The sequence below is a fragment of the Aeromonas sp. S8(2024) genome (assembly GCF_041403085.1).
Taxonomy (GTDB): Bacteria; Pseudomonadota; Gammaproteobacteria; order Enterobacterales; family Aeromonadaceae; genus Aeromonas; species Aeromonas dhakensis.
Genome location: NZ_JBGLRF010000003.1, coordinates 637,889 through 650,218 on the forward strand (window position 1 = coordinate 637,889; position 12,330 = coordinate 650,218).

Sequence of the window (12,330 nt, forward strand, 5' to 3'; positions counted from 1 at the left end):
CGTCCACCGGATTAAACTGACTTTTATCGCTGTTTCGCCGCTCTTTTAAAGTGAAAAATTATGATTTCTGTGGATCTCTATTTGTTAAAACCGGCAAAGGTCGACGCCGAGCAGCTGACTCTGCTGCAAACCCTGCTCTCCCCCGCCGAACGGCAGGCATGGCAGGCCATAAGCCAGCCGTTGCGCCGCCAGGAGTACCTGCTCAGCCGCGGGCTGCTGCGACGGCTGCTGGCCGAGCGGCTGCAGTGCAACCCCGATGCACTGCAATTTGCCAGCACCCCGCACGGCAAACCTGTGCTGGGCGACGGGCGCTGGCAGTTCAACCTCAGTCACAGCGGGGATTGGCTGGTGATCGCCCTCTGCGCCGCCGGCCCGCTCGGGGTCGATATCGAGATGGGTCAGCGCCGCCGCCAGACTCTGCCGCTGGCACGCCGCTTTTATGCACGCAGTGAATATGAGTGGTTGCTCGCCCTGCCCGAGGCGGAGCAAGAGTCGGCCTTCTATCGGCTCTGGTCGCGCAAGGAGGCGGTGCTGAAAGCCCACGGCACCGGCATCGCCGCCGGCCTCGACAAGGTGCGTTTCGTGCCTGAGGAAGAGTGGCGGCTCGACAACCAGCTCGATGAACAGGATTACCGGGTGCAGGATTGGGCCATCGGCCAGGGCTGGCTCAGCCTGGCCGCACCAACCCTGGCCGTCAATGGCTGGCTGCTCGATGGCAGCTTGAATTCTGTGCCCATCAACCCCATGTTAACTCACACCATTTTCCAAGAGTCAGCCTCATGATCGTCGACATCAATCCCCAGAATTTCCAAGCCGCCCTGATCGATGCTTCCATGAAAAAGCCGATCGTCATCTATTTCCACGCCCCCCAGATGCCGGAGTGTCAGGCCATGACCCCGCAGGTGGAGGCGCTGGTCGGCCCGGCCAATCCCCAGGTGACCCTGGCCAAGGTCGACATGAACGATCCGCAGCTGCAACCGCTGGCCGGTCAGCTCGGTCTGCGCGCCCTGCCGGCGCTGGTGCTGTTCCATCAGGGCCGCCCTGACGAGCAGGCCATTCTGGAAGGCCCGCAGGACGAGGCCACCCTGCGCGGCTATTTCGCCGCCTTCGCCCCCAAGGAGGAGGAGCTGCTGCTCGAACAGGGGCAACAGGCACTGGCGGACGGCCAGACGAGCGTGGCCTATGGCCACTTCGGCAAGGCCCATCAGCTGGCACCGGATCGCCACGACATCAGTCTGTGGTTGACCCAGGCGGCACTCGATCTCAATCTGCTGGATGAGGCACAGGAGCTGCTCGGCAAGATCCCGATGATCGCCCAGGATGACCACTATCAGACGCTTGTCTCCCGTCTGGCGCTGGCCCAACAGGCCGCGGACAGTCCGGAGCTGCGGGCGCTGGAAGCCCGTCACCAGCAGGAGCCTGACAACTTTGCCCTGGCCCAGGAGCTGGCGGTACAATACAGTCAGGCCGGCCGCCAGGAAGAGGCGCTGGCGCTGCTGTTCACCATCCTCAAGCGGGATCTCGCCTTCGGCGATGCCAAGAAGACCTATCTCGACATCCTGACCACCATGGGATCCAACCCGGCGGCACAGGGTTACCGTCGCAAGCTCTACAGCCTGCTCTACTGACTTGAAACGAAGATGAACAACGGGGTGATGCCGAGCGATCGGCATTGCCTTGTCAGGCGGGGATCAGCGAGGAAAATGCGGGAATTTGATGAATTTCAGGCAAAAAAAAATGGCGCATAACTGCGCCATTTTTTTCGCATGGATTACTTCTTGTAGGAAGTAGCCATGTTGTCGATGCGCTGGTTAGCACGCATAGCTTCTTGCTTGGCTTCTGCAACATCAGCAGCGATCTTGGACTGATCAGCACGAACAGCGCTAACATCTTGAGCCAGTTGGTCAACTTTGTTAGACAGATTCTGAACGGAAGTTTCCAGTTCGCTGGTGTTTGCACAACCGCCCAGCAGAGCGGACAGACCAACAACACCTACCAACAACATTTTTTTCATTTTAAAAGCTCCCTTTAACTCGCCAGACGTTTAGCAAGCGGCGTGATTATGGCACAAAAAAATCATAGTTTGGATAGGCCCCATCACAGATAAATGCATTAAAACCCTCATTTTTTTTTAAACGTACACTTTTTGTGCAAAGTTCAGTCAAAAATAAGGGTCACTGGATGAGGTTCGCACAAAGCGTAACCAAATTTTGTACTTATTACAATTTCGTATGAGGCTCAGGCTGAACGTTCTGACAGCAACTGACGATACTGCACCAGATCCTCGATGGTCAGCACCGGCATGTCATGGCGGCGGCCAAATGCCACCAGATCCGGCAAGCGGGCCATGGAGCCATCTTCCTTGGTCAATTCGCACAACACACCGAAGGGTTTGAGCCCGGCGAGCTGCATCAGATCGACCGTGGCTTCGGTGTGGCCGCGGCGGGTCAACACCCCGCCAGTGCGGGCCCGCAGCGGGAAGACGTGGCCCGGGCGGTGCAGGTCGGAGGGTCTGGCACCGTCGGCGATGGCGGCCCGGATGGTGGTGATACGATCGGCCGCCGAGACGCCGGTGGTCACCCCCTGCGCCGCCTCGATGGTCACGGTGAAGGCGGTCTGATAGTGGCTGGAGTTGGCCTCCACCATCATCGGCAGTTCGAGCTGGCGTACCCGCTCATCGGTCAGGCAGAGGCAGACGATGCCGGAGCACTCGCGGATCATCATGGCCATCTGTTCATTGGTCATGGATTCGGCGGCGAAGATGAGATCCCCTTCGTTCTCCCGATCTTCATCGTCGGCCACCAGCACGCCGCGGCCGGCACGCAGAGCTGCCAGCGCCGCTTCGACACGGGCAATGGGATCACCAAATTCACTGAGAAGAGACTGATTCATGGTAAGACTCCTAAACAAGACAAGGACCAGAATCAGGGCATGGAAAGGCAGACAGAGATAGGCATGCGGCGGCCGGCCCGCGGGGGGCTTGCCTGCAATAGTCTGTCTTATCCTCTTTCATCCGGACTGTGACCGTCGGCTCCGGCATCTCACCGGATCTGCTGACCCCGTCCCGGTGCAATACCGGGTCGGGCGCTCGCGGGCTCCCCGAGTCAGATCGGGATACCGCCGGTGGGGAATTTCACCCCGCCCTGAGAATAAGCGCAGACAGCCTAAAGAAAAACGGCGCCGGATACCAGCACAAAACCCATCAAGGATGAATAGCATGCCTGCTCCGGGGCACGGATCGCCCGGATGCACGGCGCGCTGTCCTTTCTGATTTTGTTTGTGGCATAGTGCCAGAAAAAACGCGCGGCCTGCGCAGACTCAGGCGCCAACAACACCAACGGAATCATGACAGAGATGGAAAAGAAAATACTGCTGACGGACTGCCCGGACGCCAAGGGCCTCATCGCCAAGATCACCAACATCTGCTATAAGCACCAGCTCAACATCAACAAGAACGACGAGTTCGTGGATCACGAAAACGGCCGCTTCTTCATGCGCACCGAGCTGGAGGGGCGCTTCAACGACGAGACCCTGCTGGCCGACCTCGATGATGCCCTGCCCGCCGGTGCCCAGCGCCGGCTGGTCAAGGCCGGCAAGAAGCGCATCGTCATCCTGGTGACCAAAGAGACCCACTGCCTCGGCGACATCCTGATGAAAAACTACGCCGGTGCGCTGGACATGGACATCGTCGCGGTGATCGGCAACTACGACACCCTCGCCGAGTTGACCGGCAAGTTCGACATTCCGTTCCACACCGTCAGCCACGAGGATCTGAGCCGCACCGAGCATGAAGAGCAGGTGCGCGCCATCATCGACGGCTACCAGCCCGACTACGTGGTGCTGGCCAAGTACATGCGGGTGCTGACCCCGAGTTTCGTCGAGGCCTATCCGCGCAAGATCATCAACATCCACCACTCCTTCCTGCCCGCCTTCATCGGTGCCCGCCCCTATCGACAGGCCTTCGATCGCGGGGTCAAGCTGATCGGCGCCACCGCCCACTTCGTCACCGACGATCTGGATGAGGGCCCCATCGTCGAGCAGGACGTGATCCACGTCGATCACACCTTCAGTGCCGACGACATGGCCAAGGCCGGCCGCGACGTGGAGAAGTCCGTGCTGAGCCGGGCGCTGGAGCTGGTGCTGAACGAGCGGGTGTTCGTCTACGGCAACAAGACGGTGGTGTTCAAGTAACTCCAGCCACCGAAAACGACAAAGGCTCCCGCGGGAGCCTTTGTTCCATGTGCACTGACGCGACGTCAATCAGAGCGACAGATCGTTGATGGTCGTGGCGCCCTTGTCGAGCTTGATCTCGGCCGTCAGCTGCTCCTTGTCCGCCTTGAGATACCCCATGGCCGCGAACTGGTCCAGCATGGGTGCCAGTTGCGGCACCGCCTTGCCCAGCTTGCCGCTCAGGTTGGCGTGCAGCAGGCCGGAGAGGGCGTGCATCCCCTCTTCGCTGTTGAACAGCTGCTCGAGCGAGGTGCTTGCCAGCTTGATATCTCCCTTCATGGCCACCGGCTCGCCGTTGAGATGGGAGCTCAAGTCCACCAGCTCCAGCGTGGCACCACGCTTGAGCATCTTGTCCAGCGCCTGCTGAATAGCCTCCTCTTCCACGCCCTGGCCGCTGGAGGCCTGCAGCGCCTGATAGCCTTCCAGATCCAGCCCCTTCAGATTGAGGGCCAGCTTGCTCTGGGTCAGCGCCAGGTTGTCGGCCTCGTTCTCCAGATTGAGGGTATCCACCTTCATCTGGTAGCTGCTAGAGAGGGTCTGGGCATCATCCCCAGCCAGCTGGGTCTCGGAGGTCAGCCCCTGCAGGGAGAACTTGACGTTGTCCGGCAGCTGTACCGACAGCGCGGAGAGGGTCATGTCGCTGCGGGGAGAGAGCCAGATCCCGCGGATCTCGGCCATGTCGGCGCTGCCCTTGAGCTCGGCCAGCACCATGTCCATCTTGTTCTGCTCTTCGTGCAGGGTCATCCCCTGCCAGTGGAAGGTAAGGTGGCCATTGCCTTCCAGATCACCGTGATAGTCACCCTTCATCGGCAGGAAGCTGAACTCGTCGAGCCCCTGCTTGACCTTGAACTCGTTGGCCCAGAAGCGGCTGCTGTTGCTGGAGGTCCACAGGCTGCTGACCGACTCGATACCAAACTGCCACTGCTCCATCTTGAAGGCGCCGAACACGGGCGCCAGCGAACCTTGCCTGGTGTCGAGCAGCATGTTGCTCTTGATGTAGAGCGGCAGGATGCGGCTGTCGACGATGAACTGCACCTCGACCGGCTCGCTCCCCTCCAGCTGACCATCCAGGCTGGCCAGGGTCTGCGGGGTGATCACCATCTTCAGTACGCCGTCGCGGGTGAACAGGTTGCTCGAACCCGGCTGCCAGCTCAACTCGATGCCGCTCTCCTGCTTCACCTTGGCGATCTGCTCGGCCATGATGCGGTCGAACGCATTGCCCGTGTACCAGCAGGCACCCAGCCCACCCACCACCAAGGCCGCCGTGACGGCCAGCGCTACTCGCTTCTTCATCTTTATTCCGTTCTCCAGGGAGTGATTGCCGCACTCTACGGGGCAAGTTCGGGGGGAGGCAAGCGCAATTCGGCGCCGACCACAATTAAGTGATGTCACAACAAGGGGCTGAACAGATAGAACATGTTCTCCATGGCCTTCTTGTACCAGGGGCGTGCCCGCCACTTGGCCAGCGACATGGGCGTCGCCTCCACCATGTAGCCCTGCACCAGCTGGGTCATCTCGGCGACGAACACCGGATTGTCGATGAGCAGGGTCACCTCGAAGTTGAGCCAGAGGCTGCGCCGATCCAGGTTGACCGTCCCCACCAGGGCGAAGTCGTCATCCACCAGCACGCTCTTGGTGTGCAGCAGGCCGGCGTCGTAGCGGTAGATCTCCACCCCCGCCTCCAGCAACTCCTCCATGAAGGCATTGCAGGCGTAATTGGCCATGATGGAGTCGTTGCGCGCCGGCAGCACCAGCTGCACCTGCACGCCGCGGGCCGCCGCCGAGGAGAGCGCTGCCGCCAGCGGATCGTCCGGCACGAAGTAGGGCGTAGTCAGCACCAGATGGTGGCGGGCCTGGTAGATGGCCAGCAGCAGGCTCTGCTGGATGCAGTCGCCGCCGACGAAGGGGCCGGACGGGATGAGCTGGGCCCGGTAGTTGCTCTGGGGCCAGGCCTCCGGCTCGTGCTGCAGGCTGTCGAGCAGCCGCTCGCCGGTCTCCATCTCCCAGTCCCAGACGAAGATGGACCACATCAGCGGCACCATGGGGCCCTGCACCCGGATCATGATGTCGACCCACTGGCCGACCCCGGCGTTCTGCTTGAAGAAGCGGGGATCCACCATGTTCATGGAGCCGGTGTAACCGACCCGGTCGTCGATCACCACCAGCTTGCGGTGCATCCGCAAATCCTGACGCTGGAACGGGATGCGCCAGGCACCGACCGGCAGCACCTCCACCAGCTTGACCCCCGCCTTGCGCAGCTTCTTCGGCCAGGGCGAGCGGAAGAAAGTCTTGCTGCCCATGGAATCGAGCAGCAAGCGACAATCCACGCCGCGCGCCGCCACTTCCATCAAGGCTTCACACACCTCGTCGGTGTCGCCGCCCGGGTGCCAGATATAGAACTCCAGGTAGCAGGACTGGGAGGATTGGCGGATGTCGCGCACTATCTCGCGCAGGATGGCTTCCGGCTTGCTGAGCAGCGTCATCCGGTTGCCGGAGAGCATGGGCATGGCCAGCCGACCCTGGATCAGATCATGCAACGGCTGGGCCTTCTCCCCCACCTCGCAGCAGTGCTGGGGGAAGAGCCGGGCCAGCTGGCGGATCCAGATGGCGTAAGGGCGGTACATGGCCTGGGCCCGCTCGGCGCGCCGCCGGCCGAGGCGAATTTCGCCAAACAGCACGTAGAAGCCGACCCCGGCAAAGGGGATGGCATAGATGAGGGCGAGCCAGGCGAGCGAGACCCCGATGGGGCGTCGCTTCATCACCACCCGCAATGAGACCCCCGCCACGATCACGGTGTGAAACAGCAGCAGCAACCAGCCCAGGAACTGGGAAAACAGCAGTTGGATGTCGTGCTCCAGACCGTTGATCACGAGAACTCCTTTTACACAGGGGTGAAAGCGGTGGGCAGATCCCACGAAAGCAGGATGGTATGCTGTAAGACACACCCATTCAATCAGGTCGTTAGCATGATCCTGTCATCTATGCTGCTCAGTCTGGCCATGCTAGGTCAAGGCTCATATGACATCAATGAGCAACAGATAAACCAGTACCTGCAATCCCAGGTGCAAGTGAACAAACAGCTGGAGCTGCCCGGCATCATCAAGGCCCATGTGCAGCTCGAGCAGAGCGACGTGCAGATCGGGCGTCAGAGCCCGGACACCGCCCGGGTCTACGGCAAGGGCAAGCTCAAGATCGCCCTGCCGGACAACACCGAATACGACGCCCGGCTGAACATGGCCTACGAGGCGAGGCCACGCTACGACAAGGCACAGAGCGCCCTGTTCCTCGACAACATGAAGTTGATTGAATACAAGCTGGAGCCTGAGGCGGCGCAACAGAAGTTCGGCTTCATGCTCGGCATGCTGCTGCAGAGCATGGAGAAGCGGCTGGAGACCCAACCGGTCTACCGGCTCGATGCCAAGGATCCGAATCAGGCCTGGCTGAAGGAGAATCTGCTGGGGCTGGAGCTGTCACCGGGCAAGATCCACCTGCTGACCAAGCCCCAGTAAGGGATCAGTTGTAGACCGGGGCCTTGGCCTGGCGCACCAGCAGCTCGATCTGATATCCCTGTTCACGCTGCTGGTCATAAAGGGAGAAGAGCGGCCCCTCCAGCTCGTGCAGGGGCAGGTCGGCAAAGCCGGCCTTGAGGTAGAAGGGTTTTTCGAACGGCAAGGCCTGGCAGATCACCGGCTTGTCCAGCAGATCGCTGCAGGCGTGTTGCAACAGACGAGAACCCAGCCCCAGCGACTGGTAGTGGGGCAGCAGGCGAAAGCCGCAGAGGTGGTAGTAATCCTGTTCGTCGCGCAGGCGCACGGCCCCCACCAGCCAGTGGGCGTCGCGTACCACGAAGATCCGCTCGGCCAGATCCGGCACGTAGTGGGAGAAAGTGGTTTCGTAGTAGTCCCTGATCAGGGAGAGATCCGCATCGCAGTACTCTTCGAACGTGAGTTCCATCGCCCGTTTGCCTATCACACTCGTTTCATCCCTGGCCATCCGGCCAGATCCTCGCACAAAAGTTGTTGGTCGAAGAGATCCGACCAGCATGAAGATATCACGGCTTTTAGTAACAAAAAAGCCAATAACCACACCAAGTTGCATACTTTTTAACATGCTGCCGGCGCGGCGGCAAACCGCAATCCTAGCACGGCAAACCAGAGGCAGACACTGTTTGTCCCTTCTCCTGACCCTTTACGGCAGCTCGCCATTTGATGACCCGCAACTCACTGATTTAGCTCTACAAACAGATCATGTAAACATTTATTAACAAGTCATTCTCGTCATCGCCCTACACAAAAAGCCCCATTCGAATAGCAACTTCACCGTTTCGCCCTATGGTGAAGCCTTGGCATAGCATCGCGCTGTTGTTGCCTGCGTGGGGTCATCCCCACACCGACACCTCACCACTTTGCCAAGGAGCTATCATGTCCAGACCGATCCCCTCCCTGTTGCTGCTGGCCCTGCTGCCCGCCGCCGGCTGGGCCGGCGACATCCATGTCCCGCTTGCCCCCTATCACTTCACGGCGCAGCAGCTTGCCGCCGGCCAAGCCCCGGCACTCCCCCTGGATGAGGCCCACTTCGTGTTCGGCGAGGCTGCCATGGCGTTCGATCTGCACGATTTCCTGCTGCAACAGGCGCCTCACCTGCTACCCAAGGAGGAGGTGATCCTGCACTGGAGCGGCATCACCAGCCTCAACCCCCAGCTGCTGCTGGCCCTGATGGAGACGAGCAGCCAGCTCATCTCGGCCCCCTCCGATCAAGCCATGACGGCGCCATTCGCCAAGCTGGTGAAAGCCAGGGGCTTTGACAATCAGCTGGAGCTGATGGCGCGCCAGCTCTCCGAGCGCTTCTACCAAGCCCGCGCCCAGCTGCAGCTCACCCCGCGCCGCGCCCCCGCCCTGGCGCCGCAAGCCGCGCACCAGGCCGCCCTCGCCAGCCTGCTGAGCACGCCAGTGCAGCAGCAGCTTGGTGAGCAGTGGCGAACCCTGTTCGGCCAGGATGCCATGACCTCCCCCGGGGGCGGCGCGGCCGCGCCCGCGGCACCGCTGGCCGGCGGTCAGTTCCAGCTGCCCTGGCGCCAGGGCTACAGCTGGAAGGCCAACGGCGCCCACTCCCATACCGGCTCCGGCTACCCCTACTCCTCCATCGACGTCTCCTACGACTGGCCAGGCTGGGGCGGTGCCACCTACACGGTCACCGCCGCCAACAGCGGCACCGTCACCGTCTTCTCCCGCTGCCAGGTGCGAGTCACCGCCCCCAATGGCTGGGCCACCAACTACTACCACATGAGCGGGATCTCGGTGCGCAGCGGCGACTACGTGGCCGCCGACACCCCCATCGGCACCTATGCCAGCAACCGCAACGAGGCGCTGTGCGAGGGCGGCTCCTCCACCGGCCCGCACCTGCACTTCTCCTTGCTCTACAACGGGGTGTTCCAGTCCCTGCAGGGACAGAAGCTGAGCAGCTATGCCATCAACGTCGGCGCCAGCAACTACGACGACAACTGCAACCGCTTCTGGCTCTACAACCAGCGCAATGGCCAGCGCTACTGTGCCTGGCAGCCGCTCTACAACAACGGGGTCGACTGAGTTGCAATACAGCCCGATAAGTGATTGAAAAATCAGTAATGATGAGATCTGTGCGGTTTTTTGCAAGCCGTCACAGATCCGCACAGTCCGCTTTGAAAGTGCTCACAAAATCACCGTCAGGCGATTGCCGGCCAGCCAGGCTGGTGTGAGGCTCTGGGTGCCCATCAGGGCACCCAATAAAAGGACTGACAATAATGAAACACACAGCGGGAATCTGGGCGATAGCAGGCATGCTGATCGCTCCTTTGGCACACGCCGACGTCATACTGCACGCCTTCAACTGGAAATACAGTGAAGTCACCGCCAAGGCCGATCTCATCAAGGCTGCCGGCTACAAACAGGTGCTCATCTCGCCGCCCCTCAAGTCATCGGGCAACGAGTGGTGGGCCCGCTACCAACCCCAGGATCTGCGCCTCATCGATACACCCCTTGGCAACAAGCAGGATCTCGAGCAGCTGATCGCCGCCATGCAGGCGCGGGGCATCGCTGTCTACGCGGACGTGGTGCTCAACCACATGGCCAACGAGAGCTGGAAGCGCAGCGATCTCAACTACCCCGGCAGCGAGCTGCTGCAAAGCTATGCCGCCAACCCAGGCTACTTCGAGCGGCAGAAGCTGTTTGGCGATCTGGGCCAGAACTTCCTGGCCGGCCAGGACTTCCATCCGGAAGGGTGCATCAGCGACTGGAACGATCCGGGTAACGTGCAGTTCTGGCGGCTGTGCGGCGGCGCCGGCGACAAGGGGCTGCCGGATCTCGACCCCAACAACTGGGTGGTAAGCCAGCAGCAGGCCTACCTCAAGGCGCTCAAGGGGATGGGCATCAAGGGCTTTCGGGTCGATGCGGTCAAGCACATGAGCGATTACCAGATCAATGCCGTGTTCACCCCGGAGATAAAGCAGGGGATGCACGTGTTCGGCGAGGTGATCACCACCGGCGGCGCCGGCAGCAACGACTACGAGCGCTTCCTCAAGCCCTACCTCGACAGCAGCGGCCAGGGTGCCTATGACTTCCCGCTGTTCGCCTCCCTGCGCGGGGCGCTCGGCTATGGTGGCAGCATGAACCTGCTGGCGGATCCCGGTGCCTACGGCCAGGCCCTGCCGGGCAGCCGGGCGGTCACCTTCGCCATCACCCACGACATTCCCACCAACGACGGCTTTCGCTACCAGATCCTGAACCCGACCGACGAGAAGCTGGCCTACGCCTACCTGCTTGGTCGCGACGGCGGCTCGCCGCTGGTCTATTCGGATCACGGCGAGACCCAGGCCAAGGACGGGCTGCGCTGGCAGGACTACTACCTGCGCAGTGACATCAAGGGGATGATCCGCTTCCACAACGCGGTGCAGGGCCAACCCATGCAGCTGGTCGGCAGCGGCGACTGCTTCGTGCTGTTCAAGCGCGGCAAGCAGGGGCTGGTCGGTATCAACAAGTGCGACTACGAGCAGGAGTACTGGCTCGATACCGCCAAGTTCGAAATGAACTGGTATCGCAACTACCGGGACGTGCTCGACCAGAGCGCCGTGGTCAACGTGCAGAGCCAATGGGTCCGGGTCGCCATTCCCGCCCGCAGCGCCCGCCTCTGGCTGCAGGAGTAAACTGGCAACTGCCGTGCGAGGCCGCCACTGGGCGGCCTCGCTTTTTTTTTTGCCGCACACAAAATGGTGAGCCGCGGCCACACCTCGGCCTGCGTGGGCTTGTTCTGCCCGCGCCGTGATGCTTTACTCAACAAGGCTAACGAGGCTGAAGGAGCAAGCCGTTGAAAGCATGGATGTTGATGGGATTGATCCCGCTGTTCTCCCCGCCCGGCTGGAGCCAGACACCCGCCCCGGCCGAGGTGGTGATCCTCACCGCCGAGCCGCCGGCCCCGCCCCCCGCGGCGCCCCCCGTCACCATGCGCACTCCGGGGGTGCTGCCACCGCCCGAGCCGGCCAGCCCCCCGCTGCCGCCCGGTACCCGCCAGATCCAGGTCTACAAGTCGGTGCAGAAAAACGGCGTGGTGCGCTACTCGGACGTGATGCCGGATCAGGGCCGCTACGAGCTGCTGTTGTTCAACGACTGCTACGCCTGCGACCCCGACTCCAAGGTCAACTGGCATACCACCGGCCTGTTTCTCTATGACTACGCCAGCACCATCCAGGCGGCGGCCAAGGCCTATCAGGTGGAGCCGGCCCTCATCCGGGCACTGATCCACGCCGAGTCCGCCTTCAACCCCCTCGCCGTATCCCGCAAGGGAGCCATGGGACTGACCCAGCTGATGCCCGCCACGGCGCGGGAGCTGGGGGTGGGCAATGCCATGCTGGCGGAGCAGAACATCTTCGGCGGGGTGAAATACCTGGCGGGGCTGCTCAAGCAGTATGGTGGCAACGTGGCACTGGCCACCGCGGCCTACAACGCCGGTGCCGGCGCGGTGCAAAAGCATGGGGGCATACCCCCTTACGCAGAAACCCGCGCCTATGTGGAGCGGGTACAACTGCTGCGCCAGCGCTACAAGGACATGCTGAGCGCCAAGGGGTTGTAG

At 61.7% G+C, this 12,330-nt stretch carries 12 protein-coding genes and 1 riboswitch; of the genes, 7 read left to right on the forward strand and 5 right to left on the reverse strand.

Going from position 1 to position 12,330, the window contains the following annotated elements; translation table 11 throughout:
• Window positions 1-60 precede the first annotated feature (60 nt).
• A complete protein-coding gene (locus ACB031_RS11755) occupies window positions 61-783 on the forward strand; it encodes a 4'-phosphopantetheinyl transferase superfamily protein (RefSeq protein WP_371139611.1) in 723 nt (240 codons plus the stop codon).
• Window positions 780-1,628, forward strand: a complete 849-nt coding sequence (locus tag ACB031_RS11760) for a tetratricopeptide repeat protein (protein WP_019839645.1) — start codon at window positions 780-782, stop codon at window positions 1,626-1,628. The genes ACB031_RS11755 and ACB031_RS11760 overlap by 4 nt, the downstream gene beginning before the upstream one ends.
• Window positions 1,629-1,771: 143 nt before the next feature.
• Here ACB031_RS11760 and ACB031_RS11765 read toward each other — a convergent pair whose 3' ends face one another.
• Together ACB031_RS11765 and ribB are read right to left on the reverse strand one after the other, a co-directional pair.
• On the reverse strand, window positions 1,772-2,014 hold the full coding sequence (locus ACB031_RS11765; protein ID WP_010634682.1) for an Lpp/OprI family alanine-zipper lipoprotein: 243 nt from the start codon (window positions 2,012-2,014) through the stop codon (window positions 1,772-1,774).
• 224 nt (window positions 2,015-2,238) lie between these two features.
• Window positions 2,239-2,892 (reverse strand): 3,4-dihydroxy-2-butanone-4-phosphate synthase, encoded by a 654-nt coding sequence (gene ribB, locus ACB031_RS11770; protein ID WP_005298666.1) that lies wholly within the window; start codon window positions 2,890-2,892, stop codon window positions 2,239-2,241.
• 105 nt (window positions 2,893-2,997) lie between these two features.
• Window positions 2,998-3,155: riboswitch (FMN riboswitch) on the reverse strand.
• Between the two features lie 199 nt (window positions 3,156-3,354).
• Here ribB and purU point away from each other — a divergent pair.
• Window positions 3,355-4,191, forward strand: coding sequence for a formyltetrahydrofolate deformylase (gene purU, locus ACB031_RS11775; RefSeq protein ID WP_011705222.1), 837 nt, complete (start codon window positions 3,355-3,357; stop codon window positions 4,189-4,191).
• A gap of 69 nt (window positions 4,192-4,260) precedes the next feature.
• Here the strand turns inward: purU and ACB031_RS11780 are convergent, their stop codons facing one another.
• Entirely contained in the window at window positions 4,261-5,523 is a 1,263-nt protein-coding gene (locus tag ACB031_RS11780) for a DUF945 family protein (protein ID WP_371139612.1), read from the reverse strand.
• A gap of 95 nt (window positions 5,524-5,618) precedes the next feature.
• Window positions 5,619-7,100 (reverse strand): cardiolipin synthase, encoded by a 1,482-nt coding sequence (cls, locus tag ACB031_RS11785; RefSeq protein WP_005298659.1) that lies wholly within the window; start codon window positions 7,098-7,100, stop codon window positions 5,619-5,621.
• Between the two features lie 96 nt (window positions 7,101-7,196).
• On the opposite strand from cls, the gene ACB031_RS11790 reads away from it, so the two are divergent.
• Window positions 7,197-7,739: a DUF1439 domain-containing protein gene (locus ACB031_RS11790; RefSeq protein WP_005298658.1), complete on the forward strand. Its 543-nt coding sequence runs from the start codon at window positions 7,197-7,199 to the stop codon at window positions 7,737-7,739.
• A 4-nt stretch (window positions 7,740-7,743) separates the two neighbouring features.
• On the opposite strand, the gene ACB031_RS11795 is transcribed toward ACB031_RS11790, so the two are convergent.
• Window positions 7,744-8,223: a GNAT family N-acetyltransferase gene (locus ACB031_RS11795; RefSeq protein ID WP_005298657.1), complete on the reverse strand. Its 480-nt coding sequence runs from the start codon at window positions 8,221-8,223 to the stop codon at window positions 7,744-7,746.
• A 428-nt stretch (window positions 8,224-8,651) separates the two neighbouring features.
• Between ACB031_RS11795 and ACB031_RS11800 the strand changes: the two genes are divergently transcribed.
• The 3 genes from ACB031_RS11800 to ACB031_RS11810 all read left to right on the forward strand — a co-directional run bounded on the left by ACB031_RS11800 (window position 8,652) and on the right by ACB031_RS11810 (window position 12,330).
• Window positions 8,652-9,815 (forward strand): M23 family metallopeptidase, encoded by a 1,164-nt coding sequence (locus ACB031_RS11800; protein WP_371139613.1) that lies wholly within the window; start codon window positions 8,652-8,654, stop codon window positions 9,813-9,815.
• Window positions 9,816-10,045: 230 nt separating this feature from the next.
• Window positions 10,046-11,407, forward strand: a complete 1,362-nt coding sequence (locus ACB031_RS11805) for an alpha-amylase family protein (protein ID WP_017785849.1) — start codon at window positions 10,046-10,048, stop codon at window positions 11,405-11,407.
• A 173-nt stretch (window positions 11,408-11,580) separates the two neighbouring features.
• Window positions 11,581-12,330, forward strand: a complete 750-nt coding sequence (locus ACB031_RS11810) for a lytic transglycosylase domain-containing protein (RefSeq protein ID WP_065018216.1) — start codon at window positions 11,581-11,583, stop codon at window positions 12,328-12,330.